The sequence below is a fragment of the Octadecabacter sp. B2R22 genome, assembly GCF_018861045.1.
Lineage (GTDB): Bacteria > Pseudomonadota > Alphaproteobacteria > Rhodobacterales > Rhodobacteraceae > Octadecabacter.
This window is the reverse complement of sequence record NZ_JAHKQJ010000005.1, coordinates 260,155-286,053: the sequence shown is the minus strand read 5'-3', so window position 1 is coordinate 286,053 and position 25,899 is coordinate 260,155. Positions and strand designations below refer to the sequence as shown.

General features: G+C 53.8%; 28 protein-coding genes. 13 read left to right on the top strand and 15 right to left on the bottom strand.

Going from position 1 to position 25,899, the window contains the following annotated elements; all coding sequences use genetic code 11:
- Positions 1-295 precede the first annotated feature (295 nt).
- Both msrB and msrA read left to right on the top strand, forming a co-directional pair.
- Positions 296-742 (top strand): peptide-methionine (R)-S-oxide reductase MsrB, encoded by a 447-nt coding sequence (gene msrB / locus KO486_RS03945; protein ID WP_216035936.1) that lies wholly within the window; start codon positions 296-298, stop codon positions 740-742.
- A complete protein-coding gene (gene msrA / locus KO486_RS03940; RefSeq protein WP_216035935.1) occupies positions 742-1,257 on the top strand; it encodes a peptide-methionine (S)-S-oxide reductase MsrA in 516 nt (171 codons plus the stop codon). The genes msrB and msrA overlap by 1 nt, the downstream gene beginning before the upstream one ends.
- Here msrA and KO486_RS03935 read toward each other — a convergent pair whose 3' ends face one another.
- The 6 genes from KO486_RS03935 to KO486_RS03910 all read right to left on the bottom strand — a co-directional run bounded on the left by KO486_RS03935 (position 1,258) and on the right by KO486_RS03910 (position 8,053).
- Positions 1,258-3,252 carry a hydantoinase/oxoprolinase family protein gene (locus KO486_RS03935; protein ID WP_216035934.1) on the bottom strand — a complete coding sequence of 665 codons (1,995 nt, stop codon included), beginning with the start codon at positions 3,250-3,252 and terminating at the stop codon, positions 1,258-1,260.
- 87 nt (positions 3,253-3,339) lie between these two features.
- Positions 3,340-3,987: an ATP-binding cassette domain-containing protein gene (locus tag KO486_RS03930; RefSeq protein WP_216035933.1), complete on the bottom strand. Its 648-nt coding sequence runs from the start codon at positions 3,985-3,987 to the stop codon at positions 3,340-3,342.
- Positions 3,980-5,656 (bottom strand): ABC transporter permease subunit, encoded by a 1,677-nt coding sequence (locus tag KO486_RS03925; RefSeq protein WP_216035932.1) that lies wholly within the window; start codon positions 5,654-5,656, stop codon positions 3,980-3,982. The genes KO486_RS03930 and KO486_RS03925 overlap by 8 nt, the downstream gene beginning before the upstream one ends.
- 18 nt (positions 5,657-5,674) lie before the next feature.
- Entirely contained in the window at positions 5,675-6,871 is a 1,197-nt protein-coding gene (locus KO486_RS03920) for an ABC transporter substrate-binding protein (protein ID WP_216035931.1), read from the bottom strand.
- On the bottom strand, positions 6,868-7,488 hold the full coding sequence (locus KO486_RS03915) for a CDP-alcohol phosphatidyltransferase family protein (RefSeq protein ID WP_216035930.1): 621 nt from the start codon (positions 7,486-7,488) through the stop codon (positions 6,868-6,870). The genes KO486_RS03920 and KO486_RS03915 overlap by 4 nt, the downstream gene beginning before the upstream one ends.
- Before the next feature lie 115 nt (positions 7,489-7,603).
- Positions 7,604-8,053: a c-type cytochrome gene (locus KO486_RS03910; RefSeq protein ID WP_216035929.1), complete on the bottom strand. Its 450-nt coding sequence runs from the start codon at positions 8,051-8,053 to the stop codon at positions 7,604-7,606.
- A 219-nt stretch (positions 8,054-8,272) separates the two neighbouring features.
- Here KO486_RS03910 and idi point away from each other — a divergent pair, with 219 nt between their 5' ends.
- Positions 8,273-8,800: an isopentenyl-diphosphate Delta-isomerase gene (gene idi, locus KO486_RS03905; protein ID WP_216035928.1), complete on the top strand. Its 528-nt coding sequence runs from the start codon at positions 8,273-8,275 to the stop codon at positions 8,798-8,800.
- 54 nt (positions 8,801-8,854) lie between these two features.
- Here idi and KO486_RS03900 read toward each other — a convergent pair whose 3' ends face one another.
- From KO486_RS03900 to KO486_RS03890, 3 genes are all read right to left on the bottom strand, one after another.
- Positions 8,855-10,321, bottom strand: a complete 1,467-nt coding sequence (locus tag KO486_RS03900; protein ID WP_216035927.1) for a heme biosynthesis HemY N-terminal domain-containing protein — start codon at positions 10,319-10,321, stop codon at positions 8,855-8,857.
- 15 nt (positions 10,322-10,336) lie between these two features.
- Positions 10,337-11,611: a hypothetical protein gene (locus KO486_RS03895; protein WP_216035926.1), complete on the bottom strand. Its 1,275-nt coding sequence runs from the start codon at positions 11,609-11,611 to the stop codon at positions 10,337-10,339.
- Between the two features lie 73 nt (positions 11,612-11,684).
- Positions 11,685-12,374 (bottom strand): uroporphyrinogen-III synthase, encoded by a 690-nt coding sequence (locus KO486_RS03890; RefSeq protein WP_216035925.1) that lies wholly within the window; start codon positions 12,372-12,374, stop codon positions 11,685-11,687.
- A gap of 78 nt (positions 12,375-12,452) precedes the next feature.
- Between KO486_RS03890 and tsaD the strand changes: the two genes are divergently transcribed.
- From tsaD to KO486_RS03865, 5 genes are read left to right on the top strand one after another with little or no spacing between them, the layout of a single operon-like run.
- Positions 12,453-13,553, top strand: a complete 1,101-nt coding sequence (gene tsaD / locus KO486_RS03885; RefSeq protein ID WP_216035924.1) for a tRNA (adenosine(37)-N6)-threonylcarbamoyltransferase complex transferase subunit TsaD — start codon at positions 12,453-12,455, stop codon at positions 13,551-13,553.
- A complete protein-coding gene (locus KO486_RS03880) occupies positions 13,550-14,515 on the top strand; it encodes an NAD(P)H-dependent glycerol-3-phosphate dehydrogenase (protein ID WP_216035923.1) in 966 nt (321 codons plus the stop codon). Before tsaD ends, KO486_RS03880 begins: the two co-directional genes overlap by 4 nt.
- Positions 14,515-14,787 (top strand): YciI family protein, encoded by a 273-nt coding sequence (locus KO486_RS03875; RefSeq protein WP_216035922.1) that lies wholly within the window; start codon positions 14,515-14,517, stop codon positions 14,785-14,787. The genes KO486_RS03880 and KO486_RS03875 overlap by 1 nt, the downstream gene beginning before the upstream one ends.
- Positions 14,787-15,206, top strand: a complete 420-nt coding sequence (locus tag KO486_RS03870) for an EVE domain-containing protein (RefSeq protein WP_216035921.1) — start codon at positions 14,787-14,789, stop codon at positions 15,204-15,206. Before KO486_RS03875 ends, KO486_RS03870 begins: the two co-directional genes overlap by 1 nt.
- A 54-nt stretch (positions 15,207-15,260) precedes the next feature.
- Positions 15,261-15,653, top strand: a complete 393-nt coding sequence (locus tag KO486_RS03865; protein WP_216035920.1) for a DUF1761 domain-containing protein — start codon at positions 15,261-15,263, stop codon at positions 15,651-15,653.
- 237 nt (positions 15,654-15,890) lie between these two features.
- Here KO486_RS03865 and KO486_RS03860 read toward each other — a convergent pair whose 3' ends face one another.
- From KO486_RS03860 to ahcY, 3 genes are all read right to left on the bottom strand, one after another.
- Positions 15,891-16,232 carry a DUF2853 family protein gene (locus KO486_RS03860; protein ID WP_216035919.1) on the bottom strand — a complete coding sequence of 114 codons (342 nt, stop codon included), beginning with the start codon at positions 16,230-16,232 and terminating at the stop codon, positions 15,891-15,893.
- A gap of 113 nt (positions 16,233-16,345) precedes the next feature.
- Positions 16,346-17,128 carry an extensin family protein gene (locus KO486_RS03855; RefSeq protein WP_303435440.1) on the bottom strand — a complete coding sequence of 261 codons (783 nt, stop codon included), beginning with the start codon at positions 17,126-17,128 and terminating at the stop codon, positions 16,346-16,348.
- A gap of 9 nt (positions 17,129-17,137) precedes the next feature.
- Positions 17,138-18,526: an adenosylhomocysteinase gene (ahcY, locus tag KO486_RS03850; protein WP_216035918.1), complete on the bottom strand. Its 1,389-nt coding sequence runs from the start codon at positions 18,524-18,526 to the stop codon at positions 17,138-17,140.
- A 156-nt stretch (positions 18,527-18,682) separates the two neighbouring features.
- Here ahcY and KO486_RS03845 point away from each other — a divergent pair, with 156 nt between their 5' ends.
- Both KO486_RS03845 and KO486_RS03840 read left to right on the top strand, forming a co-directional pair.
- On the top strand, positions 18,683-19,273 hold the full coding sequence (locus tag KO486_RS03845; RefSeq protein WP_216035917.1) for an HD family hydrolase: 591 nt from the start codon (positions 18,683-18,685) through the stop codon (positions 19,271-19,273).
- Entirely contained in the window at positions 19,270-19,743 is a 474-nt protein-coding gene (locus KO486_RS03840) for a GNAT family N-acetyltransferase (protein ID WP_216035916.1), read from the top strand. Before KO486_RS03845 ends, KO486_RS03840 begins: the two co-directional genes overlap by 4 nt.
- A 597-nt stretch (positions 19,744-20,340) precedes the next feature.
- Here KO486_RS03840 and KO486_RS03835 read toward each other — a convergent pair.
- On the bottom strand, positions 20,341-20,505 hold the full coding sequence (locus KO486_RS03835) for a hypothetical protein (protein ID WP_216035915.1): 165 nt from the start codon (positions 20,503-20,505) through the stop codon (positions 20,341-20,343).
- A gap of 125 nt (positions 20,506-20,630) precedes the next feature.
- On the opposite strand from KO486_RS03835, the gene KO486_RS03830 reads away from it, so the two are divergent.
- Positions 20,631-21,488, top strand: a complete 858-nt coding sequence (locus KO486_RS03830; RefSeq protein WP_252734554.1) for a LysR family transcriptional regulator — start codon at positions 20,631-20,633, stop codon at positions 21,486-21,488.
- 42 nt (positions 21,489-21,530) lie between these two features.
- On the opposite strand, the gene KO486_RS03825 is transcribed toward KO486_RS03830, so the two are convergent.
- Positions 21,531-22,076 (bottom strand): ActR/PrrA/RegA family redox response regulator transcription factor, encoded by a 546-nt coding sequence (locus tag KO486_RS03825; protein ID WP_216035913.1) that lies wholly within the window; start codon positions 22,074-22,076, stop codon positions 21,531-21,533.
- A gap of 61 nt (positions 22,077-22,137) precedes the next feature.
- Positions 22,138-22,755, bottom strand: a complete 618-nt coding sequence (locus tag KO486_RS03820) for an SCO family protein (RefSeq protein WP_216035912.1) — start codon at positions 22,753-22,755, stop codon at positions 22,138-22,140.
- A gap of 85 nt (positions 22,756-22,840) precedes the next feature.
- Here KO486_RS03820 and regB point away from each other — a divergent pair, with 85 nt between their 5' ends.
- Positions 22,841-24,211, top strand: coding sequence for a sensor histidine kinase RegB (gene regB, locus KO486_RS03815; RefSeq protein WP_216035911.1), 1,371 nt, complete (start codon positions 22,841-22,843; stop codon positions 24,209-24,211).
- Between the two features lie 132 nt (positions 24,212-24,343).
- Positions 24,344-25,873 carry a PAS-domain containing protein gene (locus KO486_RS03810; protein ID WP_216035910.1) on the top strand — a complete coding sequence of 510 codons (1,530 nt, stop codon included), beginning with the start codon at positions 24,344-24,346 and terminating at the stop codon, positions 25,871-25,873.
- Positions 25,874-25,899 lie beyond the last annotated feature (26 nt).

The window sequence follows — 25,899 nt, the reverse complement described above, 5'->3', positions numbered from 1 at the left end:
ACTCGAAACAGATCAAATCGGGGATAGTCTTGTTTAGAGGCGGAGTTGGGGGGCACACCACGAATGACCAAAACCGTGTTGTTGTCGTTGGAGCCCAAGCCGGGGCTTAGAACGCCTCTGTATTTCGCGCCCAAGAATCTCGTTAAACACCCTCCCTCAACCGATCGGATGTATCGTCATCTGTTCAAGTGGTGCGCAAAGGGTCTCGCGCTTTGGTGAGGGCGTTGTCACAATTGTAGCAATCCGCCACACTCACCCCATATCCTTTAGCGAACCAGTGATAGGGGGCAATGACATGACCAAGTACGAAAAGAACCCAGACGTCGTCGCGACACTGACGCCCGAACAGTACCGCGTCACACAAGAAAACGGAACGGAGCGCCCATGGACAGGCGACCATCTGGATAACAAGGAAGTTGGAATTTACGTCGACATCGTGTCAGGCGAACCGCTTTTCGCGTCTTCGGATAAATATGAATCAGGCTGTGGCTGGCCCAGTTTCACCAAGCCGATTGAAGAGACTCATGTAAGTGAGCTCACAGATTCGACCTTAGGCATGGTGCGAACAGAAGTGCGCTCAACCCATGGGGACAGCCATCTTGGGCATGTTTTTCCTGACGGGCCACAAGACCGTGGCGGGCTGCGCTATTGCATCAACGGTGCATCGCTACGCTTTGTTGCCAAAACCGATATGGAAGCCGAGGGCTATGGCGACTACTTGAACCAAGTGGAGGATATCTAATGAGCAACACCAATGAACGCGCAGTTTTGGCCGGTGGCTGTTTCTGGGGCATGGAAGATTTGATCCGGAAATTGCCTGGCGTGGTCTCAACGCGCGTTGGCTATACGGGCGGCGACGTCCCGAATGCGACGTATCGCAACCACGGCACCCACGCTGAAGGGATCGAAATCATCTTTGACCCGTCGCAAATGACTTACCGCCGGCTTCTTGAATTCTTTTTCCAGATTCACGATCCAACCACCGTTAATCGGCAAGGCAACGATCGTGGAATGTCCTATCGCTCGGCTATTTACTACGTCGACGATACCCAGAGAGATGTTGCTGAAGAGACGATCAAAGACGTCGATGCTTCTGGGTTGTGGCCATCTAAGGTCGTGACTGAGATGGAGCCAGTCAGTGACTTCTGGGAAGCCGAACCAGAGCATCAGGATTATCTGCAACGCCTACCAAACGGGTATACCTGTCACTTCATCCGGCCCGACTGGGTTTTGCCAAGGCGCAATGCCGCTGAATAGCTAAGTGGCAATTCGGGGGCGGCCACTGGCCGTTACCCTTAACGTTGCCTCGATGAACATCTTCTGAGCCTCGATCTGTGCTTCTCGCAGATCGAGGCTTTCTGTTACGAGAATATCTTCCACTCCGGCAGACGTCGCTTGCTCTTTTGCGCGAGCTGTAAGAGCGTGCCGTAGCGCCTCAATGGCCGTGTCTTTATCGCCGAATTGCGTGGGCCCGGCGGGAAGATGTGCAACAAATGCCCCTTCACCTGCACTGCTTACGCTGCCCTCAGCGTGAATCGCGATTTGGCCGACCACGGCACCGATGGCATTGGCGACACCCCCATCGGACGGAAGAATGGTCGGGCAGCCAAGTCTCGCCCCGACTGCGCCATAGTAACAATGTGCGGATGCGCCCAAACCAATCAAGGGAACCGCAAGACCGACATCGACCCGCGCGATATTGCTGTGACTTCCTAGGCCTACTTTGGTCAGATCATGAAGGGACAATTGGGCTGGTTTATCCCAGCCCTCTTCGGCAAATGCAGTCTCTAATATGGCAGAAATGGTCTGAACCGTCATCTGTTCGATGATCCGTTCCGCAACATCTTGTGCTGTTTTGGCGAGCCGATCACCCCCCCCAACGCGTTGCCGAGCGAACAGGGCCAAAGCCTTGGTCGCGGCCGAACCGTCCCAATCCGACACCGACCCAAGGGCGTGACTTGCATCCGTTGGCGTAACCCCAACCATCATAACCAGGCCGCGTCTCACCAACCGATTTAGGGCCGGTTCATCTATGCGGTTTCGTACCACATCTGACCACCTTTTTGGGCCATCGAGTAGACGTTCCGCTACGCTGGTTTCACGCTCATCAAGACTTGAGGGAAGAACCGACCATAGCGCCAAAACAAATCGTGACGCTTCGACCGGCGCCGCGTCGAGCCGCAAAGCTCGGTCTAAGGCGTCGTGAACAAGGTCAGCATGATTCACTGCCAACAACGAAACGGGCATCACACGACGTGGACCAAGACTAAGGCCCGCATCCAAACCCTCGCCGACAGTCACCTCACTGTCGCCACCTAGTCCAAAGGTATGCATGGCGACGGCTTCAACCATGGTTCTGTATTTGCCAACTTTCGCACCTTGTGTGTCGATCTTTGGTGATCCGTTTTGCAAGAGACAGATATCGGTCGTCGTTCCGCCAATATCGCTTACGATGGCATTCTGTTTTCCAGTTAGCCATTGTGCCCCCGCAATACTTGCGGCGGGTCCACTCAAGATTGTTTCAATTGGCCGTTCGCGTGCCTGATCGGAAGAAATCAATGCACCGTCACCACGTACCACCATCAATCTCGCAGAAATCCCTCGCCGCTCCATATGCGACAGAACAGACTCGATCAGTCGATCGATCATGCCGATCAGCCGCGCATTAAGAACTGCGGTTAAGGCACGTTTTGGTCCGCCTAAAGATTGGCTTAGTTCATGAGAGCAGGTTACAGGAATGCCGAGTTTCTTGCGTACGATCTCTCTGGTAGCGATCTCATGTTCTGGGTTACGGGTGGCAAAACGCGATGCGATTGCAACTCCCGTAAGATCACCCGAAATAGACTCTAAACCGCCATTGATTGCAGGTTCGTCCAGCGGATCAAGCTCGATTCCATTATGTGAATGACCCCCAGAGACAAACAAAACCGGATCTCCCCCAAGAGCGTCCGAGAGATCGGATTTGTCCAGCTCGGATTGCTCAAACCCAATGAAGATCAATGCGATCCGTCCGCCCTGCCCTTCAATCAATGCGTTGGTGGCGAGCGTCGTTGACAACGAAACCAGCGCTACATCTTTGGGGTCAGTGTCACCTTTCTCAAGGACGGCGTCGATTGCCGCACCGATTCCAATCGATAAAATGGGCCGTGTCGTTAATGACTTTGCCGATGCGACAATCTGGTCTTCAGTTTCATCCAACAGGACAGCGTCCGTGTAGGTCCCACCCGTATCGATGCCCAAGAGAATAGCCATTGTCGCCCCTAACTTTTTCCCGAAGTTAACAAAGAAAGCTGAGGCCCAACCGCCAAAGGCGACAATCTATTGCTGCTTCTGCGGCATTTATTTCTTGGTGTAGCTTTCTAGCTCGATAATCGGGCCGCCAGCGGATTTTGCATCTTCTAGATCGTGGGTCACCATCAAAACAGGTAGGTTCCGTTCCTTGACCACCCGAAATACCAGCTCTCTAACATGGGCACGCAGTTCCGCATCCAAGCGTGAAAATGCTTCATCAAGTAACAGCGCCTTTGGATCAGAGAGCAGCATCCGCACGAGCGCCACACGGGCGCGCTGCCCCCCTGACAGTGTTGCGGGATCCCTGTCAGAAAACCCATCCAATCCAACATCACACAGAGCGTTTTCGATCTTGCTACGCCGTTCGGCGCGTGAACCACCGCGCGGAATACCAAACGCAAGGTTTTCGCCGACACTCATATGCGGGAACAGCAGGTCGTCTTGAAACAAGATTCCGATTTCACGTTTGTGGGGCGGTAACCCGGTGATATCGTTTCCGTTCAACAGGACCTCACCCATGCCCTTGAAAACGGGATGTAAGTTTCCCGTGATATACGCCAGAAGCGTTGATTTTCCGACACCTGACGGCCCCATAACTGATAGAACTTCTCCTGCTGAAACTTCATGATCGACCTCGATCAGTGGAATTCCATCCCGAAGGATGCAGACATTCCGCAGAGATAGACTCTTATTCATGCATTCCCCTCCGATTGCGCCACAAGAGTGTGGGTATAGTTAGCGCGAGTGCAAACGGGACTAGAGCCGCGAATGTTTGCATGAGACCGTATACACCAATCGCCCTCCGATCCCCACCGGATGCCAATGCCACGGCTTCGGTCGTCAGCGTGGCCACACGCCCGCCACCAATGATCAAGGTTGCTAGATATTGACCAACCGAAACCGCGATGCCGACAGCGGTTGCCGTTAAGATCGGACGAGTGAGCATCGGCAGGCGGACGCGCCAAAAGACCCCCCAAGGCGTGGTGCCGAGCGCGCCCGCAACTGTTGCATTTCGAGTGTCCCAAGACCTCCAAGGATCGCCAAGAGACAGGAAAACGTATGGAAGGACGAAAACCAAATGCGCAAAGATCACAGGGGCTCGCCCAATGTCGGCACCGATGTTGAGAAGCAAGGTCTGCAAACCAGGAAGAAATGCTGTTTGCGGGACGAGTAGAGGTAGATAAAGCAACCATATCCCACGTCGTGAGAGTGGACGGCCAGATCGATGCTCTGCCTCTAGACAGCCCAACACAAGGATCAGCGCGAGTCCTACTGCAATACCTGCGACAATAAAGGTCTCACCGAATGTCTGGAACGCAGCGGGGCCGTGTCTATCCCAGTTCTTCAAAGTTATTGCATCCGGCAGACTGTTAGGGAAACTCCAAAAGCCAGCAACAGACCAAACTGCCAATCCAGCGATTCCAAGCAGCACCGCCAGTGAGGAAACTGACCCCAGTCCGAGTGAAATCACGCGAATTGGTGCCTCTTTTTGACCCCTGTGGCCTGTTTCAATCCAAATACGGCCAAGCCATGCAATAGCCCGCTCTCCACCCCACCAAAAGGCCAAGGCAAAGATGACAAGTGCCAATTGCAAGAGCGCCGCGGCCGCCCCAGTAAGGCGCATCGAGAGGTCAGGGTCGCCCATCCATTTAACGATCTGAACTGACAGTGTGGGTGGCGTCGACGGCCCCAGAATCATGGCAACGTCAACAACACTCATCGAATAAGCGAGAACTACGTAAACCGGCAGCCGAATTTGGTCGTAGACCCTAGGGAACACTGTCTTGAGCCATCCTGTGACCCGCCCGTAGCCAAGGCTCTGCGCGACCATGAGAGAGCGACGGGGCTGCGCTTGTCCCAATGCTGCGATTGTCATTAACAACAAGAACGGAACTTCTTTCACGACAAGCCCTGCGATCAACGCAAGTCCGAGCGGGTCTTGCAGGATCAAGAGGTCGGGCGGCCGATCCCATCCGGTAAGAGTTGGGGAAACCAGCCGTGCGATCCATCCCGAAGGGGCGATCAGAAACGCGAGGCCAAACGCGGCCGCCGCATGCGGCACGGAGAGCAAAGGCGACAGCAGTCTTTCCAGCAATCTAAATGTGCGCGTGCCCGACCAACCCGCGACAAACAGGATAACAATCGCCAATGAGACACTTGTGGCGATTAGACCCGTCGAAAGAGAAAGCCGAGACGCCGATGCAAGCCCTGCCCAGTCCAGAAGGGTTCGAAACGGGTCCAGTGATGGTCCCGTCAAACCCGCAGCCGGCAGATGGCCGAATGCGGGCAGTACCGTTCCCCATAGTCCAGCGGCCACAGGGCCCAACATTGCAAACAACGTCAGCGCTGGAAGAAACCTAAGCATGTTAAAGGAAACGCTTCCCTATTGGCCGACGCCGTAGCGTTCAGCCCAATCATCGGCGATTCGCGTCATCCAAGACGGGTGAGGTTCAGCCTGTACGCTCCCTAATTCAGCTGGCGACAATGTCGCAACGCCAAGCTCAAGGGTGTCAAATGCGGCACGCTCATCCGCACTAAGCGCATCCATGTTCAGAACGGTTCCATAGCCAAGGATATTTGGATCTTGAGCGCGGGCCTGAGCCTCTGGGGACATCAAAAAGTTAGCAACAACCATCGCACCCGATGCAGAGCCGGAATTGTAAGGGATTGCCACAAAAGACGCGTTGCCGATGGTGCCTCTATCCAGAACAAATGTGCGAACGGTGTCCGGCAGCTGGCTGTTCGCAATGGCGGCCGTCGCTTCACCGGGGCTGAACGAAATCGCGAGATCGACTTCACCGTCTGCAATCAATTGGAGCTGGGCTGGACCTGTCGCGGGGTACGCACGACCCTCGCGCCACAACGTCGGTGTCAAAGCATCCAGAAAGTCCCAAAGTGGAGCGGTAACTTCAGCGTAGTTTTCATCTGTCGCTTCGGCTTGAAGGACAGATGCGTCATCCAGCAAATCCACGAGCGCTTGTTTCAGGAAAGTCGTGCCAAGGAAATCGGGCGGTTGAGGATAGGTAAACCGGCCAGGATGAGCCGTCGACCATTCCAGGATCGACGTCATGTCGGACTGCGCGTCCATATCGGCAGTGTCATACATGAACACCACTTGTGCCATGGCCCAAGGTGCTTCGTATCCCTCAACAGGAACGGTGAAATCTGTCTGAACTGTCTTGCCTTCGCTGTCGACCACCGCCCAGTTAGGAAGTTGCTCTGCGAATGGCCCAAACAGTAGGTCCGCTTGTTTCATGGCAGCGAAATTGGACCCGTTGATCCAAATCATGTCGATCGCACCGTCTTCGTTTTCGCCAGCTTGCCGCTCACTCAGGACACGGGTCACAGCATCTGCAGTATCCGTAAGCTTAACATGTTCCAGAATAACACCGTAGTCTTCGGCCACTCGGTCTCCGACCCAAGCGATGAAGTCATTCGTCGTGGTGGAACCACCCCATGCGTTCCAATAAACGGTTTGGCCGTCCGCCTCTGCCATTACAGCGTCCCAGTCGGATGGATCAGGTGTAGCGAGAACAATCGACGGGGCAGCAAGCGCTGCAATAAGGGCGAGGTGTTTCATTTTTTTTCCTTTGTAGTGAAGACGCGCCGTGCGGCGATAAGTCGAAGTGTCGCTGTCGCAAAACAAAGCGACCCAAATACCCAAGCAAGGACCGCAAACGATGTTGGGAACAGGCACAATAAGACAAAGAACACGATAGTCTCTGTTCCTTCCAGTAGCCCGTTCGAGAAATAGAGCGACTTGATCCCTTGGGCGGACGTTTCCATTTCATGTTTCTCGGCCAGAATCGCATAGCCAAGGAAGCTGGTTCCGTTGAAGTAGAAACTCATCAAAAGGAATGCGCCCGCGATAGCGTTGGCGCTTGGGTCCATGACGACGAAGCCAAATGGTATCGCCCCGTAGAACAAGAAGTCGCACGCGATATCGAGGTACCCGCCAAAGTCCGTCTTGGTTGACGCGCGTGCCACTGCTCCATCCAGCCCATCTGCGATCCGCGATGCCAAGAGAGGAAGGAGAGCCAAGAATGGTAGGCCGATAGCGATCAGGAATGCCGCCGATAGCCCCAACACCAACCCCATGAGGGTAATAAAGTCGGCTGTAACGCCGCGTGCCGCCAGCGCCGTGCCGAGCGCGTTTAGCGGTGGATCAATGAGTCGTCGGGCGTGAGCGTCCAGCATTTTGTCTCGCAATTAAGTCACAGGACTTGTGACCGATGCGGCGTCGCCACGCAATCGCGCTGACAAGAATGTGACCTAATGTGCAGCGCTGGGAATTATCCCAGCGCCCACTGTTTTAGTTGGACTCGTCAGCCCCAAACGTCGCCAAGAACGCGTAGATGTCGATCGCGTCCTGCTCATTGCGGACCCGATACGCCATCTTACCACGCGCGCGTGGGTCTTCTGCTGCTTCGCGTAGCCATGCTGTTGGATCCTGAACGTAAGCAACGAACGCCTCTTCCGTCCAAACTTGTCCAGCTGCACCTAGATCTACGATCGGGTCGCCATAACGGAAGTCTTCAACTGTACCGAGCTCACGGCCAGCAATCCCGAAAAGGTTCGGGCCAGTGCGCGCATTGCGCCCGGCCAATACATCACCATCCGCGTTTGCCACGACGTGACAAGCAATACATTGGCGTCCGAACTGCTGTTCGCCAGCTTCCGCGTCACCTGTAGCTGCATGTCCGTCAGCGAATACGGGGCCGGCAATCAGGGCTGCGGCGGCGGCATAGATAAACTTGGTCATAGGTATCTCCATAAGGTCTATGAAAATGCGGCATTGCCGCACTAAAGCGAAACTAAACCTATCAACTCTACCGTCTAGGGGAAAACACGTTTCAACAGGGTGACGCGATGTCACGCCCGCCTATCATACTGTTTCTTGTCGTGTTCATTCGTGCATAAGGCAAGAGATGCCCGTAATAGGGGTGACAGCTCCGGAAAGGGCCCTGCAATGGTGCAAGACATGACATTGATTCCTGCTTGGGTGGACGGCGTTCTGACGCCTATGGATAAGCTCTACGTTCACCAAGAAGGATTACGTCACAAAGCCGTTTCCGTCTTTGTCTTGGATGGAACTAAAGTACTGATACAGCGTCGTGCTTTGTCGAAGTATCATACTCCGGGATTGTGGGCGAACACCTGCTGCACGCACCCTTTATGGGGTGAGCCACCGGAAACCTGTGCGACACGCCGGCTGATGGATGAGCTGGGTATCGAAGGAGTCACGTCGGTGTTTCGTGATCAACTAGAATACAGGGCAGACGTTGGCGGTGGTCTAGTCGAACACGAGGTCGTTGATTTGTTCGTCGCGACAGCTGACGCCAAAACCCTGTCTCTTGTGCTCAACCCTGATGAAGTCATGGAAACCCGTTGGGTCGAGATCTACGACCTCGCTGAGCAGGTCATCCAACAACCAGACGAATATACACCGTGGCTAAAGATCTATCTGGCGGATCACCTTGAGACAGTCCTGCCAGCGAAAGCGGTCTGAGAGCGAACCATCGGTCGTGCACAATTTGACTATGCGACTTCTGTGACGTGGTGGTTATTTAGTCGCTTCGGAGTCGCCTTCGGACGCTACGTCCTCATCAACAATTTCCGCGTCGACGACCTCAGCCACTTCCACCGGTGCTTCAATCTGGCCGACAATGAGCGGAAGCATTTCAACGCCAGCTGGCATTGCAACTTCACCCTTTGGAGGCTCGCGCCAAGTCAAAGTATCGAAGCCCGAACAGTTCCCACAAACAGGGGCCCAAACTGGGTGTATGTGCTGGCAATTTTCGCAAATCCATTGTGGACCTCGCGTTGCTGTCAACGCCTTCGCAAGCCAACCACGAACAACTGCGTCATCAGACCCTTCGCCGCGTTCAATCGCCGCCATGATCGTCAGATTCCGAGCGGTCGGCTGCTCAACAACAAGTTCGCTGATCGCGCGGCGCGCCTCTGGGAAATCTTCGGCAGCGATATAAAGCTCTGCGAGCAACATTTTGGTTTCGGCATGAGTTGGGTGCACTTTGGTCAAAGTCCGGAACCGCTTCAGACGCGCAGCGGGTGTTTCATCCGGCGCAATCGCCGCAAAAGTCGCCGCCAAATCGGGGTGCGGGGCAACGTCCCATGCCTTTTTCAGCACACGACTTGCCGCACGAGCGTTGCCTTTTTCAATGTATGCCTGTGCAGCCATCACTGCCGCAGGGATCAGATCCGGTGACATGCGGTTGGCTTCGATGCTGGCCTCTTGAGCTTCAACCGTCTGGCCTTCTTCAAAAATGCCCTTGGCTTCGGACAAGGCTAGAACAGCATCGCGACGCTTGTGTACATTTCGAGGCAGCTGCCCCGTTTTCAACTTCGCCGTCAGCGTTTCCCGCGCACCCTTCCAGTCGCACTTCTCTGCTTGCAAACGCAGCAAAGTATCCTGCGTTTCCACATGCTTTGGCTTGATCGCAAAAGCCTTCTCCGCGAGGACCAATGCCGTATCTGTGTCTCCGTCTTCGAGCTTCTGTTTCATGATACCGCGCACGCCGACAAAACGTGTTTTGTCGTCTTCCAACAGTTTGCGATAGGTCTGCTCGGCTGTCTTGCGATCACCTGCAAGTTCGGCCGCTTGTGCCGTAAGCAAGTTCGTCAGCTCGGGACGTTCAAGAAACTTCTCGGCGCGGTTGGCTTTCGCCATCGCCAGACGACCCTCGCCGGATGCCAAAGCCATCATACCCTCAGAAAGAGCCTCATAACCCTTACGTTCGCGGTTGCGAGAAAAGTAACGCGAGATTGCTGTCTCGTCGCCGTTCAAGAACTTGAACGTCGCAACGGCCAGTCCGATCAGCTTGAACATCAACCAGATCAGAGCGACCAGCACGATCAACCCAACGACCATTTCAATCACAGAGAACGTGGCCGCTTGTCCGCCGATATCAATCGTGGCGCTGCCATCCATATCCATCAACATTGTCGCGCCAAAGGTCGCGGCCATAACAACGGCGACAAACGCCAAAATCTTAATAAGGGACCAGAGCATCAGGGCAGCCTTTGACTAGTTATAGGTTTCAGACAAGGTCGCGATCGCGTTCAAAACGTCTGCACGTTCTGTGGCGCGGGCGGTCCAATCTGTCAGATCAGCACGTGCCACTTCTGGCAGTGCTTCGAGTTCAGCAAGCGCGTCGGAAACACGGCCTTCTTTAACAGCAGCTTCAGCCCGTGAGAGTATAGCGTCAGGGCTTGTGCCTTCTTGTGGCGAGGTCGAACGAACATCAAATTGGCTCCGCAAGAAACCACCAAACCCGCCGGCGTCATCCGAAACGCCCTCGGCTCGGGCTGTTGCCAATGCCGCGCGCGCGGCAGCAGGGAAGTCCGCTGTAAGTTGCGCGGTTGTCGCGACGCCAATATCTGCAGCGGCTGTAAGCTCGGCAGGCAAATCAGCATCGTTCAGGTCGTTCAATGCGTCTGCGAATGGCGCGCCAGTCTCAACGGCTGTGGCAACACGGTTCAACGCGGCACGGGCGACCGCCGCTTCAGCAGCTGCAAGCGCGTCTTGTTCCAAGGCTTCCGCCTCTGCACGCGCCGCAGCCAAGTCCGCCTCAGCTTGCGCGGCAGCCGTCATAACGGACTGTTGTTGGACCTCAAGGTCCGCCCGCAGTTGTTCCAATTCCCGCTCATAAGCAGCAAGGGCAGTGTCCGAGAGCGTACCATCAGAGTTCGGTTGTTTTTCCAATTCATCCAAACGCGCTTCGAAAGCTGTGATTTGTCCGGTCAGTTCAGAACTCAAATCACTGACCTGCGCAGCGGTTTGAGAACCCAATTCAGTTAGCTGGCTTTCAATCCCACCCAAATCGGGAGCTGGAATGTTTGCAATCTGGTCTTCCAAAGCGGCGATCTGCGCAGCTTGATCCGTCAGCTGCACTGTTAGATCATCATTATCGGCGAACAGCGGGAAATAGGTTGCTACACCATACCCGATTGCTCCAGCCACAAGACCGCCCAGCGCCATCGGCATAAATCCAGATGACTGCTGTGTTACGGGTTGCGGGTCAACGGCATAGGCGTCCGGCTCCACAACTTCGATCGGGTCTTCAACGATCTCCATGCCCATTGGGTCATCCTCTACATCGTCTAACGAGAGGTCGTAGTCTTCTTCATCGTCTAAAATATCTTCGTCGGTCGGAATATCGGTCGGCATCGCGTCATCATCAAAAGACACACTGTCATCCGCTGTTTCAGCCAAGACTTCAGCCTCAGTAACCTCAACCTCATCAGCATCGGTGTTGTTGGTTTTTGATTTATTGGTCTTTGTCTTAGAAGACTTCGCCACGTGCCTTACCCTACTCACATCAATTTGAGTTTCATCGCTCACCAGAGCACTCTAGCGCGGCCCTTGCAGACCCTCAAGCGATCAAACGAGATGTTGCCGCTACCATTTCCAATTGATTTGGCGCTTTCGAAATAGCTATCGAAGCAGGAGACAAAGCTTCGGCAGCACAAGCTACAGATGGGCTTATTGCTAGTATATGGGATTGACCATAATTTGCCCCCCAATCCCCAATAATAGAGACTGTTTCAGCTGAAAAGACAGGGAGAATCGTTGCGCACTCTGACGACAACAGCTCAATAGCTCTTGGGTCTGGGCTGCAGCTTTCTTTGCGATAGACTACAACTTCTTCGCACGTCAGCCCCCCCGCTCTTAGTTTCTCTTTGATATTCCCGACAGAAGTTTCCCCCCTAAAATGAAGCAACTGTTCCTTTGGTCCGTGACTTAGAATCAGTTCGGCCAGGTCCGACGCCACGCCATTCGCGCTAATTGGCCGGTAACCGGCACTTTCAGCAGCTTCGGCTGTGCTATCACCCACGCAGTACGCCATTCGCCCACAACCCTTTGGCGCAAAAGACACCCCCGCGCGCGACGTAAAGATTCCTGCGTCAAATGCCGGCGCACCGTCTCCAATCCCACGAAGCTCGAATGCGGGGCTAATGAGTGACTGAAACCGCCCTGCATTTAAGGCCAAGTCTGCAAGAAATTCCTCGCTGCTTTCTTTTGGGCGGGTCGCCAAAACGGTTGGGTTGTCAAAGCGGGGCACGTCGATACCTCCAGAAGCATTGTAGCGATTGCAGCCAAGTGTTACCTGCCTACTGTCCAGACGCAAGCAGGCCGCCCCGTGAACAATCCTTCTCCCCTTACCATTCTTGGCATCGAAAGCAGCTGCGATGACACCGCTGCCGCAGTCGTGCGCGGCGTCGCGGGTAAAGCTGCTGTTCTGTCCTCCATCGTCTTTGATCAAACCGAAGCCCACAAAGCTTTTGGCGGTGTTGTCCCCGAAATTGCAGCCCGTGCACACGCAGAGAAGATTGACTATGCGGTTGAGGATGCGCTTCAAACGGCGAACCTAACATTGTCGGATATTGACGCGATCGCGGTAACAAGCGGGCCAGGATTGATCGGCGGAGTGTTGTCCGGTGTCATGTGCGCTAAGGGACTGAGTGCGGCGACGGGATTGCCTTTGTTGGGAATAAACCACCTCGCGGGGCATGCATTGACCCCACAGCTGACCGATAACGTCTCCTTTCCATATGTTATGCTGTTGGTGTCAGGTGGTCATTGCCAGTTCCTGCTGGTGAAAGGTCACGATGACTATACGCGGCTCGGCGGTACGATTGATGACGCTCCCGGTGAGGCTTTTGACAAAACCGCACGTATTCTTGGCCTTTCTCAACCAGGTGGCCCTGCGGTTGAGCAGTCCGCAAAAGATGGCGATGCGAAAGCCTTCGCTTTGCCGCGCCCGCTTCTTAATCGTGACGATTGCAACATGTCGTTTTCCGGTTTGAAAACAGCGATCCTTCGGGCCCGCAATGAAGTCATTGCTAAACACGGAGGGTTGCCTGCTTCCGTTCGCTCGGACCTTTGCGCCAGCTTCCAAGCGGCTGTAACGGATGTCCTAATCTCAAAATCACGTCGGGCCTTAGCTGCCGCGCGGGTGATTTCACCAAGTGTTTCTACATTGGCTGTTGCTGGCGGTGTTGCGGCAAACAGCGCAATAAGAAGCGGCCTGCAAACGCTTTGCGCCGAAACAGAGACTACTTTCGTCGCCCCGCCACTTTCTCTTTGTACCGACAACGCCGCGATGATTGCTTATGCGGGACTAGTTCGTTTTACTGGTGGAAATGCGGATGACCTGACACTTTCCGCACGGCCGCGTTGGCCATTGGATGAAACAAGCCCATCGATGCTCGGCAGTGGGAAAAAGGGTGCAAAGGCATGAAGATTGCAGTCGCAGGTGCTGGTGCATTTGGAACAGGGCTCGCGATTGCGTTAGCAGCAAATGGCCCTGTGACGCTATGGGCGCGGGATGCAAAGGCGGCCGCCAAGTTACAAGAAAGCCGAGAGAACACAGAGCGCCTTCCCGATCTCTTAATTCCCGCGAATGTGGTTGTAACGTCTGACTTGTCCGAAGTCTTTTCGGCCGACACCATCTTACTGGCGATCCCAGCGCAGAAAGTTGGCGCTTGGCTGGCAGAGCATGCTTCGGCTTTGGCTGGTAAGCGATTGGTGGCTTGCTGCAAAGGGATCGATCAAGCGACACTGCGTGGCCCCGTCGCGCAAATAGAAAATCACGTTCCAGATGCGGTGGCAGCTATGCTGACCGGCCCCAGCTTCGCTGCAGATATTGCGCGCCACCTGCCAACAGCGCTGACTCTTGCCTGTAAGGATGCCGAAGAAGGTGCCTATCTCCAAGCCTGCCTTTCGACACCAACATTGCGGCTTTACCTCAGCCACGACGTCGTGGGCGCCGAACTGGGTGGCGCTTTAAAGAACGTCATCGCGATCGCCTGCGGTGTCTGCATGGGAGCTGGATTTGGTGAAAGCGCCCGCGCAGCAGTAATCACTCGGGGCTTTGCGGAAATGCGTCGTATTGGTGCAGCTCTCGGCGCCGACCCCGAGACCTTAACTGGGCTTTCGGGCTTTGGTGATCTTGCATTGACGTGCACATCAGATGCCTCACGCAACTACCGGTTTGGGCTGTCAGTCGGGGCTGGAAAAGAATTCGATTCCGGCACGACCGTAGAAGGTGCTGCTACTGCTATTTCAGTGACTAACCTAGCAAAAAAGCACGATCTTGACCTGCCCATTTGCCGCGTGGTCTCTGATCTTGCCGCTAGGAAAATAGACCCCGAAACCGCTTTGGCGACGCTGTTGGCGCGCCCTCTTCGAAAGGAACAATAATGCGTGTAGCTCTTATCACTCGTGACAAAGCAGGTGCTTTGCAAATTCGCCTCGACAATCGCGACGCACACCTCGCTTATATTGCAGAAACTGGTGTTGTTGAAATGGCCGGTCCATTTCTCGACGCGGACGGATCCATGTGCGGGTCCATGATTATCATGAATGTTGAGACCATCGCGGATGCCCAGACTTGGGCCGAAAATGACCCTTACGCTAAGGCGGGGTTGTTCGAGAAAGTTCGCATTGAGGAATGGAAAAAGGTCATCGGCTGATGCGGTACTGGCTTTTCAAATCAGAACCGTCAACCTGGGGCTGGGATGACCAAGTCGCCAAGGGAGACCTTGGCGAAGAGTGGGACGGCGTGCGCAACTACCAAGCCCGCAATTTCATGCGCGAAATGAACGTCGGTGACAAAGGCTTCTTTTATCATTCTCAGAAAGAGAAGTCCGTCGTTGGAATTGTTGAGGTCTGCGCCGCGGCGCACCCCGACAGCACCACGGATGATGACCGTTGGGACTGCGTTGATGTCGAAGTAGTGCGCCCCTTTAAATCGCCAGTGTCACTGGACCAGATCAAGTCGGACGAACGGCTTAGCGAGATGGTGTTGGTGAAAAGCTCACGTCTGTCCGTACAACCGGTGACTGAAGATGAGTGGCGCATTATCTGCGACCTTGGCAATACAAAACCCTAGCTTTTTGGCCTCCCGAGGCCCAAAATCCCGCTACAATAAAAGTGGGAGGAACTAATGGAAATTATTTCTGTAATCGTCGCGGCAGTCGCTGGGTTCGCATTTGGTGCTGTTTGGTACATGGCACTTGCCAACCCTTGGATGGAAGCGGCAAACATCAAAAAAGACGAAGACGGTCGGCCTGAAGGCGACACCATGTTGCCTTATATCATGGCCATGATAGCGATGATCGTCGTTTCGGGGATGATGCGCCACACCTTTGCTCTCTCGGGGATCGAAACATTCGGAAAAGGCCTGATTTCCGGCCTTGGCATTGGGCTATTCTTTATCAGCCCATGGATAATGATCAACAATGGCTACACGAGCCGACCTTTCAAATTGACGCTGATCGACGGCGGCTATGCGACTTTCGGTTGCGCTGTGATCGGCGCGGTTCTGACTCTGTTCTGATCTGAAAAACGAAAGGGTCCGAGCATATGCCCAGACCCTTTCTCTCACCCACATGCACTCCGAAGAGCCACCACACGTGTATCTGAAACTGGTTCTGGGCCATCCTGGCCGCTCTTGAGTGATACCCGCTGAGATGGGATTCTTGCAACAAGATAGCCTGTAAGATGCAATTCAAATGCGAAACGCCCACCAAATGAATGGCAGGCGCTTCTTTGATTTCGGTCGAGTATCGGACGTTTAGCCGTAAACAGACTCTTTTCCGAAATGCTTCGTCAGCATGTAATAAATCACGGCGCGGTACTTGCTACGCTCGGATTTACCGTAAGTTTCGATAGCGGCGTTGATCGCTTCCATCAGCTGAGGTCCATCTGCAAGACCAAGCTTCTTCATCAAGAAGTTGTTCTTCACGGTTTCCAGCTCGGAGGCTTGGCTGCCTGCGACTGTGGATGCGTCAGCATTGTAGATCGACGGACCGCAGCCAATCGTAACTTTAGTCAAAAGATCCATGTCCGGAGACATGCCGCATTTGTTTTTCAGGTCGTCTGCATATTTCGCAATCAGGTCGTCACGCTTGCTCATGGTATTCTCCCACCTTGTCCTGTTTTTGGCCAATTATCTGGCGCTGGGGGAAGGTTAGTCTGTGATTCATTTAACGCAAAGGGAAAATATCGTTTAGGTTCCCCATACCCGCCCTATCTGCACAGCCCACGACCACGTGATTGCAGGTGAAAATGATCTGCATGCAGCGCATTGTAGTCAGGGCCAAGCGTGGTTGCGAACCACGTGCAGGCGCTATCTCGTACCGCGCGCAGAAAATCGGCCTCTTCAGTTCCATCACCCCAATCATCAATAAGTCTAATTCGGCGGCCATCAGAAAAGTCGAATCCAGTGATGTCGATCGCCTCGGCGGTCGCATGGGTGCTCCATCTCGTTGACGAGCCTTGGGTCGTTCTAATGGGCCGGCAGTTATAGCTTCCGATCTGGCGGATGGTCGTGACTTCACTGTCAAGAATGTCTCGAGCCGCAGGTTGGAGCCCGTGACGTTCCCACATTGCAGTCCGCAATGCGATTGCGCAGGACGTTGCGATTTCATTGATCCCGGCTTCACCAACACGAGTAAGGTTCACGCGATTGCGCACATGGCAATCCGCTGACTCTTCAATCGGGTCAATTGAAGCAGCCTGTGCGGCGTCCAACAGTATGGCAACGCATTGCGTTGGATCTTCTATCGCCGAGCGCAATTTCCATGTCGTGAGAGGTGAAACTGGATCAGCAACGGACAATGGCGCCCTAGGATTCCATTCGTCGGGCAACGGTGTGTCAGGGTGAAAAAATGCAACAAGCGCGCCGAATACGCCACCAACTACAACTAAGAAAAGGACGGAACCGACCACAGACCGAAAGATTGCCCAACGCGAAACGCGAGGCCGTGTTAGGGCCTCGCGTTCTACATTGTCTTCGGGTTCTTCGGTCACACTTCGACCTTAGTACCGGTAGTGTTCTGGCTTAAACGGACCCTCAGGCGTTACGCCAATGTAGGCGGCTTGCTCGGGGTTGAGTTTTGACAGTTTCACACCAATCCGATCAAGGTGCAGACGGGCAACTTTCTCATCGAGGTGCTTTGGCAGAATGTAGACACCCGGCTGATACTCATCGCCTTTTGTAAACAATTCGATCTGCGCCAAGACTTGGTTGGTGAACGATGCAGACATCACGAAAGATGGATGCCCCGTCGCATTGCCAAGGTTCAAGAGACGACCCTCGGACAACAGGATCAGCCGATGGCCATTTGGCATTTCGATCATGTCGACCTGTTCTTTGATGTTCGTCCACTTATGGTTCTTCAACGCCGCGACCTGAATTTCATTGTCGAAGTGGCCGATATTGCCAACGATCGCCATGTCTTTCATGCGGCGCATGTGTTCGATGCGAATGACGTCTTTGTTGCCTGTCGTCGTAACAAAGAGGTCTGCAGTTTCAACAACGTCATCAAGTGTCGTAACTTGAAAACCATCCATTGCCGCTTGAAGCGCGCAAATTGGATCGACTTCTGTGACGATCACGCGTGCGCCTGCACCAGCCAAAGACGCAGCAGAACCCTTACCAACATCACCGTAGCCCATGACGACAGCGACCTTACCAGCCATCATCGTGTCAGTTGCTCGACGAATGCCGTCGACCAAAGATTCTTTACACCCGTATTTATTGTCGAACTTCGACTTGGTCACGGAGTCATTCACGTTGATCGCCGGGAACGGCAGTTGACCGTTTTTGTGCAGATCATAAAGGCGGTGAACGCCCGTTGTGGTTTCCTCTGACACACCCAGAATGTCGCCACGGGTCTTAGTGAACCAACCCGGAGTGGCAGCCATACGTTTCTGGATCTGCGCCTTGATGACTTCTTCTTCTTCGGACGTTGGCACTGCCAAAACGTCTTCGCCGGCTTCCATACGTGCGCCCAACAGAATGTAGAGCGTCGCATCGCCACCATCGTCTAAGATCATGTTCGCGCCTTCTGAGAAAGCGAATGACTTGTCTAGGTAGTCCCAATGCTCTTCAAGCGACTGCCCTTTGATCGCGAACACAGGTGTGCCGCCTTCAGCAATCGCAGCAGCCGCATGGTCCTGCGTTGAAAAGATGTTGCAGGACGCCCAGCGCACGTCGGCACCCAGCTCTACAAGGGTCTCAATCAAAACAGCCGTCTGAATGGTCATATGCAACGAGCCGACAATCCGCGCACCTTTCAAAGGTTTGCTTTCGCCATATTCAGTGCGGCACGCCATGAGGCCTGGCATTTCGGTTTCTGCGATATCCAGCTCTTTGCGGCCAAATGCAGCAAGAGAGATGTCTTTTACGATATAGTCATTTGCCATTTCAGAGGCTCCTGCTGTTTGTTTGAGAGCCGCCTATCACTGTCGGTGGCTCGGTTCAATAAAGCAGCCCTGCGCTAAATTCGTAAAAGCTTGATGCAAAGCCTTAGTGTCCAGCGGGCCGCTTGCATGGCTCAATCGCTGTGCTATCCAATCGCCATGAAACAAGCACGTGCATGGCAAAGAATGTTGTCGGGGCGCAGGTTAGACCTGTTGGACCCCACTCCTATGGATATCGAAATTGAGGACATTGCCCACGGGTTGGCTTTTGTGGCCCGCTGGAATGGCCAAACCAAAGGCGATTTTGCCTATTCTGTCGCTGAACACTCTCTCTTGGTTGAACGCATTTTCGCGATAATGAACCCTGCGGCGGGTATCAGATGGCAATTGGCTGCCTTGCTACATGACGCGCCGGAATATGTAATTGGCGATATGATCAGCCCCGTAAAAGCCGCTGTTGGTCCAGACTACGAAGCCTTGGACGATCGGCTTATGGCTGCGATCCACATTCGCTTTGGGCTACCCGCACAGGTTCCTATCGCGATCAAGAAGCAGATTAAGAAGGCGGACAAGATTAGTGCATGGCTCGAAGCGGTGCAGATCGCTGGCTTCACGACAACTGAAGCAGATAAGTTTTTCGGCAAGCCTGACGCAAACATCGTGAAAACTTTGGCTATTCGCCTTCGTCCACCCGTCGAGGTCCGTGCAGAATTCACCCAACGCCATGCAGAGCTGATGGATCAATTATGACATTCGAAACCCGTACGATGACCGCTGGCGACGTCCCAGCCTGCGTTGCCATCCTTAATCCGATCATCGCCGCTGGTGGTACCACTGCCTATGAGGACCCCTACACCGAACAAGCGTTCCTTGATCACTATTTCAGCGAACCGCCTGTCTCCAACGTCGTTCTCCACAACGGCACGATCATCGGCTTTCAGGCCGCATTTGAGGTAGAACAGGGTATTTATTCCATCGGGACCTTCACTGACCGCAACAATCCGGTGCGCGGTGCGGGCGCGGCGCTCATGGCCAAAACCAAATCCGATTGCCGAACCCGCGGCGGCACCGCCATCCTTGCCAAAATCACCGAAGACAACACCGGCGCTTTGGCGTTTTACTCCAAAATGGGGTTCGAAGATTTCAAGGTCGATAAAGCCGCCCATACCCGCAAATCGGGCAAGGTGGTGGATAAGGTCATTAAGAGATTGGAACTGTAACTCAAATTTAAGGACTTCAGAGGCTATTTCCCTAGAAGCTCCCGCTACACCTCATCCCTCCGAAATCGCGAATTAGAGGGTAAGCGGGCGACCAGAGAAGAAACCAATCGTTCTCCCGCTCTGGTTTCGTTTTCTGAACGGTGCGTTTCAGAAAGTACTATTCTCAAATTGTAAGCCAAAAGGCCAACTTCACCCTCTCCGAGCTTATCTAGGTGGTGATCAACTTCAGAAGAAAAATGCCGGACGGACATAAACTTCAGGAATAGCCTCAAGTGATCGGGATTTCCGAACAAGAACCGCGACGGAAAAAAATGCCGCAACAGTTTATTCTGATCGCTTATACCCCACGATCTACAACTCAGGATGCGCGGCACAGTTTCGTAGTTCGCGATAATCCAGCTTGCCGCCTCTTCTGACGACATTTGTCGAAGCTGTTTAGCATCTTGACGATCTTCTTCGCGCATTGAAGGACCCAGAACCTCTAAAATTTTCCTCATGTTCCCACAAAGTACGATCATATAACAACCGAATTACCAGTCTCTAACAATCTGATAGAGAACAAGGCCGGCGTTAGGGAACGCCGGCCCTACCAGACCATCACCATAGATCGCGGTAAGGGTTGTGTGTTCGCGCCTGCCAGTTCGGATTACGGAGACGCTTTGGAATGTAGTGATCTGCGTAGTCCTTGGCGTTGTCGGGGATGTTGTCGCCACGTCGTTTTAAAGTCGCTGTGAACATAGCGTCTGCAAGTAGAGTAAGCATGTCTGTCTCCTTTGGTTTGTCTTGATAGCCAACAGATATGGTTAACTTGCGATTTCCCCTAGTCAGGAAGATTTCTCATATGTTAGCCTAGCTTTCATATGAATTGGCATGACATCCCTTCCCTTATGGCACTGCGTGCGTTTGAAGCCGCAGCACGCCACGGCAGCTTTTCTGCTGCCGCGCGCGACCTTAACGTGACACATGCCGCCATTGGTCAACATGTCCGAGCACTTGAAGACCATTTCGGTCAATCTCTCATGCAACGGGACGGCCGAGGCATGTCCACCACAGCGCAGGGCCGTCAATTGGCCGACAGCTTATCCGAAGCCTTCGGTCTTATTGCCACGGCCTCCACCGACCTTTTGGACCAAACCAAAACCCGCGCCATCCGTGTGTCATTAACTCCGTCGTTCGCCGCCAACTGGCTAATGCCCCGCATTGGGGCATTCTGGGACACACACCCAGACATCGAAGTTGAACTCATCCCGTCAATGCAATTGATCGACATCCGCCGCGACAACATCGATGTCGCAATTCGCTACGGTGATGGGAATTGGACTGGTGTCCATTCTGTTCCGCTCATGCCCGCTGGACACACAGCTGTCGCTGCTCCCAACTATTTAAAGGGGTGTAAGACCGACTGCCTTGCAGACCTCAAGGGGTCTCGTTGGTTGCTGGACGATAACAGGTCAGAAGAACGGCTTTGGGTCTGCGAGAATGGCATCGACCTAGACGAAGAAAACGTCACCTACTTTGCCACCGGTCAACTGTCCCGCGAAGCAGCCCTTGCCGGTCTTGGCGTCACGATCCTCCCTGCGCCTGTCGCCGCTGGCCACATTGCATCCGGCGCCTTGGTGAAACTATGTGAAGAGGTCGATAGCCCCGTCGCCTATCACGTCCTGATACGCCCAGAGGTGGTGAACCCCGCACGGGATACATTCGTGAAATGGCTCAAAGCTCAAACGATCGAGAGCCGGATCTAAGCAATACCAAACCCATACCAGACCCATATCGGGTTTTCAGTGTTAACGCGGGCTTCGTTTCGCGAGAATGCGCTGCAAAGTTCGGCGGTGCATATTCAATCGCCTCGCGGTCTCTGAGACGTTGCGGTCGCACAATTCGTAGACCCGCTGAATATGTTCCCAACGCACGCGATCCGCAGACATCGGGTTTTCGGGTGCTGGAGGTACCGCTCCTTCAGGTGTCAAAAGAGCATTCATAACGTCCGTCGCATCCGCGGGCTTTGACAAATAATCCGTGGCGCCAATTTTAACGGCCGCAACGGCAGTCGCGATAGCGCCATACCCCGTCAGAACAACAATACGGCTTTCGGGCCGCTGTTCTCGCAGTGTTTCGACCACATCAAGTCCCGTCCCATCCTCGAGACGAAGATCAACGACTGCATATGCAGGTGGGCGTGCTGTCGCGATGGCCTTGCCAGCGGCTACGCAGTCCGCAGTCTCAACTGCAAACCCGCGCTTTTCCATCGCTTTGGCCAGACGGCGCAAAAACGGTTCGTCGTCGTCAACCAACAACAGCGTATTGTCATCGCCAATAGGGTTCACTTCCATGTGCCGCTCCTCCTCGTTCAAACGAACCTACCGTTCGCCGTCGAGAGCGTCAAACTCCATGTCAGCTTGCGGCATCAACAAAACAAGCAAGGCTTTCGGCCATCTGCTCTGGTGTGACGTCACGGCGGTAGAATTCCATCAGCCCAATGTCAGGGAACATGAAATAGGACATCGTTGTGTGATCGACGAGGTAGTACTCATCATCGCCGTCTTGTTTGTTGTAATAGGTCCGGTACGCTTGGGATGCGGCCTTAACTTGTTCTGGTGTTCCTGTAAGCCCAATCATGCGCTCGTGGAAATTGTCCGTAAAATCGCGAACGACATCAACCGTGTCCCGTTCAGGGTCAATGCTGATAAAGACAGGCGTCACGTCGATGCCTTGTTCATCAAGAATTTCGATCGCTTGCGCATTGCGCATGTTATCCAAGGGACAGACATCTGGGCAGAACGTATAGCCAAAATAGATCAACGTGGGGCCGGTGATGATGTCGGCGTCGGTGACTGTGGTTCCGTTCTCATCCACCAATTCGAACGGACCACCAATGGCGCCCCCGGCTACTTGGCCGGTCCTGCACTCTGCAAAGATGTCTTCATCAGAAGACTTCCAAGTTGCGGCGAGAGTCCCGCCCAACAAAGCCACAACAGCGGCACCAGCGGCGATAGCGTAAGTCTTTGACATTGTATTCCTCAAAAAACGGTCGCGGTTGCACCCTTATTGTGCGCACCATAGCGGTGGTAAAGTCACAAACGCGAGACAGGTCATTATGGCGCAGGATCAGGGCGAGGTATTCGAAAGCCACAAGCGAAGCAACTGGGTGCGCATGCGTACTCTGGTTATACTGCGGTGGTTCGCGGTTTTCGGCCAAGTTGGGGCGATATTGGTCGCTATCTATGTGTTTGATCTGTCCCTCGAGATCGGTCTGATCGCTGTCATCGTCGCATTGCCGGTTCTTTTGAACTTGGTCTCGATTTTCCTTTACCCCGAAAGCCGCCGCCTTGCCGAAGGAGAAGCCGGTCTCATGATCGGCTTTGACCTCTTGCAGCTCGGTGTATTGCTGTACCTGACAGGCGGGTTGAACAACCCGTTTACTTTGCTGATCCTCGCCCCCGTAACGGTCGCATCCACAGTTTTGCCGCTGCGCAGTACGATGGTTTTGGGCGCGATCACCTTGGCGATTATTACGCTCCTACGGTCTCAAAGCTTGCCAATTAGAACCGCGGCTGGGTCTGAGCTCATGTTGCCTGATCTTTTTGTGTTTGGTTTCTGGGTCGCGCTCATAATCGGCGTCGTATTTGTCGCCGTCTATGCGCGCCAGGTTACACAAGAAACTCTGTCGATGGGGGAAGCCTTGGCCGCAACGCAAATGGCTTTAGCTCGAGAACAAAAGTTGACAGACCTTGGTGGTGTCGTCGCTGCGGCAGCACATGAATTGGGTACACCGTTGGCAACCATCAAACTCGTCAGCAGTGAGCTTGTTGATGAACTTGAGGGCAAAGTAGAACTGCAAGAAGACGCCCGTCTGATCCGTGAACAAGCGGACAGGTGTCGCGACATTCTCCAATCGATGGGGCGGGCGGGAAAGGAAGACCACCTTCTGCGGCATGCCCTGTGGGAGACTGTTATCCGAGAGGCGAGTGAGCCGCACTTGGACCGCGGTAAGGTGGTTAGAATTTCGATTAACCCCCCAAATCACGGTGACTGGCGACAACCTACGGTCATACGTAGCCCCGAAATTATTCATGGTGTCCGAAATCTCGTTCAGAACGCTGTCGATTTCGCCGAAAGTACGGTCCGGGTAGACGTTTCTTGGACTGACAATTTGCTGACCCTGCAGATCAACGATGATGGTCCAGGGTTCCCGCAGTCTGTATTGGGTCGCATCGGGGACCCTTTCGTTCGACGTCGACGAGCAGACGGCCGCGGAGGTCAACGACCCGGGTATCAAGGCATGGGACTTGGCCTTTTTATCGCAAAGACCTTGCTTGAGAGATCAGGTGGCACGTTAAACTTCGCTAACGCCGGACCTCAAAGCGGCTCGGGTCGAGAACGCGGTGCACTGATAAACGTTCAATGGCCCCGCTCCAGCATCGAAGCATCACAAGGGGCGTTAGGAGACAATACACCAATCACCTAAGTTTTAACGCGCAATTAACCAAATCATCTCATCTTAGCATTCGACAAGTCGGAGGTCGCGATGGTTAGTTATGGTTTTCTAGATGTAGGTATCGCAATTTTTGCCGGTGCGGCCACTGCCTGTGCTCTGCTCATGATCTGGATCCGGGTGAATAGAACCTCAGCTATTACGGCCCGGACGCTTCTGAATGAAACGGAAGACACTGTAACGTTTCTATTCGATGATTGTCGTCTTATTGATTTAACGCCGCGCGCGCGCGCTTTGATGTCCCACGGCGATAGCATGCGGTCAGACTGGGAAAATCTACTGTCTCTCTTGTCGGCGCGGTTTCCGCATATGCGGTCCCAATGCAGCGATCTTGCGAGTGTCGGAAAGAAAACCATCGCTGCAAATGACAGTCAGAGTGGTTGGATCGAAGCCGAGTATTGGAATGGCCTCGCTCGTATTACTTTGGTTCAGGATCAAAACCACCCAGATGAAACGCTCGACCCTTTGTCGGCCGAAGCATTGGAACATGAGCTTGAAACCCTGCGAAGCATTGGCGAAGATTCTCCTCAACTGATCTGGAAGCGCGATGCAGAAGGTGTACTGGTCTGGGCAAACCGCGCATACATCGAGCTCTCTGAAGCGATCCATCCAGTCGGCCCGCAAGATATTTTACCTTGGCCGCCGCGCGCTGTGTTTGACGACCCAATTGCCCCAGAAGGTACCGCGCCGCTGATCGACATGCAGCGTGTTGATGTGCCGGACTCCGATGACCCAATTTGGTACGAAGTAACCAGCCTCAGACGCGGCACCGATACCATCCACTTTGCTGTCGATGCCACAGCAGTGGTTGCAGCCCGAGAAGCACAGCGGACATTCGTTCAAACACTTACAAAAACGTTCGCACAACTTTCTGTTGCGCTCGCGATTTTTGATGAAGATCGAAGGCTGGTCCTCTTCAATCCTGCGTTGGTCGATCTAACCAACCTTCCCGCAGAGTTTCTCATCAATCGGCCAACGCTCTTTTCGGTACTTGATCGATTGCGAGACCAAAATATGATCCCCGAGCCAAAAAATTATAAGACCTGGAGAGATCAGGTCGCTGCATTAGAGGCCGCAGCCGAACAGGGCAATTATCATGAGACATGGTCGCTCCCGAACGGGCAGACGTTTCGTGTTACCGGTAATCCGCATCCAAATGGCGCAATCGCCGTATTAATAGAAGATATTAGCGATGAGGTCTCACTCACTCGAAAATATCGATCCCAGATCGATGTAACGACAGCAACGATTGACAACCTAGTGGTTCCCGTCGCTGTGTTTTCTTCGTCGGGATCGCTGATCATGGCAAACTCCGCCTATCGCCAGCTTTGGGGGAATCGGCAAGGCGGGTCTCTCAGCAATCAAGATTTCGTAGATGAAATGGAAACATGGCAGGCTATGTCTGCGCCATCTCCCGTTTGGTTAAAGCTAAAAGAAACAATGTCACGACGTTCTTCGGATGCGCCGTGGGATGGACGCATTTGGCTAGATAACCACATCGAAGTGACCTGCCACTATGCACCCCTACCTGACGGCAATCACCAAGTAACCTTTGTGCCGTCATCCAATGAAAACCAACCTGATGGGCAGATCGAGCCCCTTAAAATACGTGAGAGCCAATCCTTAACAAGCTGATTGCACTTGCAGGGAAAGCTACGCCG

Excerpts from the sequence above, each read along its gene's own strand:
- msrB (WP_216035936.1), top strand. The coding sequence starts at position 296 with ATGACCAAGTACGAAAAGAACCCAGACGTCGTCGCGACACTGACGCCC.
- msrA (WP_216035935.1), top strand. The coding sequence starts at position 742 with ATGAGCAACACCAATGAACGCGCAGTTTTGGCCGGTGGCTGTTTCTGG.
- KO486_RS03935 (WP_216035934.1), bottom strand. The coding sequence starts at position 3,252 with ATGGCTATTCTCTTGGGCATCGATACGGGTGGGACCTACACGGACGCT.
- KO486_RS03930 (WP_216035933.1), bottom strand. The coding sequence starts at position 3,987 with ATGAATAAGAGTCTATCTCTGCGGAATGTCTGCATCCTTCGGGATGGA.
- KO486_RS03925 (WP_216035932.1), bottom strand. The coding sequence starts at position 5,656 with ATGCTTAGGTTTCTTCCAGCGCTGACGTTGTTTGCAATGTTGGGCCCT.
- KO486_RS03920 (WP_216035931.1), bottom strand. The coding sequence starts at position 6,871 with ATGAAACACCTCGCCCTTATTGCAGCGCTTGCTGCCCCGTCGATTGTT.
- KO486_RS03915 (WP_216035930.1), bottom strand. The coding sequence starts at position 7,488 with ATGCTGGACGCTCACGCCCGACGACTCATTGATCCACCGCTAAACGCG.
- KO486_RS03910 (WP_216035929.1), bottom strand. The coding sequence starts at position 8,053 with ATGACCAAGTTTATCTATGCCGCCGCCGCAGCCCTGATTGCCGGCCCC.
- idi (WP_216035928.1), top strand. The coding sequence starts at position 8,273 with ATGACATTGATTCCTGCTTGGGTGGACGGCGTTCTGACGCCTATGGAT.
- KO486_RS03900 (WP_216035927.1), bottom strand. The coding sequence starts at position 10,321 with ATGCTCTGGTCCCTTATTAAGATTTTGGCGTTTGTCGCCGTTGTTATG.
- KO486_RS03880 (WP_216035923.1), top strand. The coding sequence starts at position 13,550 with ATGAAGATTGCAGTCGCAGGTGCTGGTGCATTTGGAACAGGGCTCGCG.
- KO486_RS03875 (WP_216035922.1), top strand. The coding sequence starts at position 14,515 with ATGCGTGTAGCTCTTATCACTCGTGACAAAGCAGGTGCTTTGCAAATT.
- KO486_RS03870 (WP_216035921.1), top strand. The coding sequence starts at position 14,787 with ATGCGGTACTGGCTTTTCAAATCAGAACCGTCAACCTGGGGCTGGGAT.
- KO486_RS03865 (WP_216035920.1), top strand. The coding sequence starts at position 15,261 with ATGGAAATTATTTCTGTAATCGTCGCGGCAGTCGCTGGGTTCGCATTT.
- KO486_RS03860 (WP_216035919.1), bottom strand. The coding sequence starts at position 16,232 with ATGAGCAAGCGTGACGACCTGATTGCGAAATATGCAGACGACCTGAAA.
- ahcY (WP_216035918.1), bottom strand. The coding sequence starts at position 18,526 with ATGGCAAATGACTATATCGTAAAAGACATCTCTCTTGCTGCATTTGGC.
- KO486_RS03845 (WP_216035917.1), top strand. The coding sequence starts at position 18,683 with ATGAAACAAGCACGTGCATGGCAAAGAATGTTGTCGGGGCGCAGGTTA.
- KO486_RS03840 (WP_216035916.1), top strand. The coding sequence starts at position 19,270 with ATGACATTCGAAACCCGTACGATGACCGCTGGCGACGTCCCAGCCTGC.
- KO486_RS03835 (WP_216035915.1), bottom strand. The coding sequence starts at position 20,505 with ATGCTTACTCTACTTGCAGACGCTATGTTCACAGCGACTTTAAAACGA.
- KO486_RS03830 (WP_252734554.1), top strand. The coding sequence starts at position 20,631 with ATGGCACTGCGTGCGTTTGAAGCCGCAGCACGCCACGGCAGCTTTTCT.
- KO486_RS03825 (WP_216035913.1), bottom strand. The coding sequence starts at position 22,076 with ATGGAAGTGAACCCTATTGGCGATGACAATACGCTGTTGTTGGTTGAC.
- KO486_RS03820 (WP_216035912.1), bottom strand. The coding sequence starts at position 22,755 with ATGTCAAAGACTTACGCTATCGCCGCTGGTGCCGCTGTTGTGGCTTTG.
- regB (WP_216035911.1), top strand. The coding sequence starts at position 22,841 with ATGGCGCAGGATCAGGGCGAGGTATTCGAAAGCCACAAGCGAAGCAAC.
- KO486_RS03810 (WP_216035910.1), top strand. The coding sequence starts at position 24,344 with ATGATCTGGATCCGGGTGAATAGAACCTCAGCTATTACGGCCCGGACG.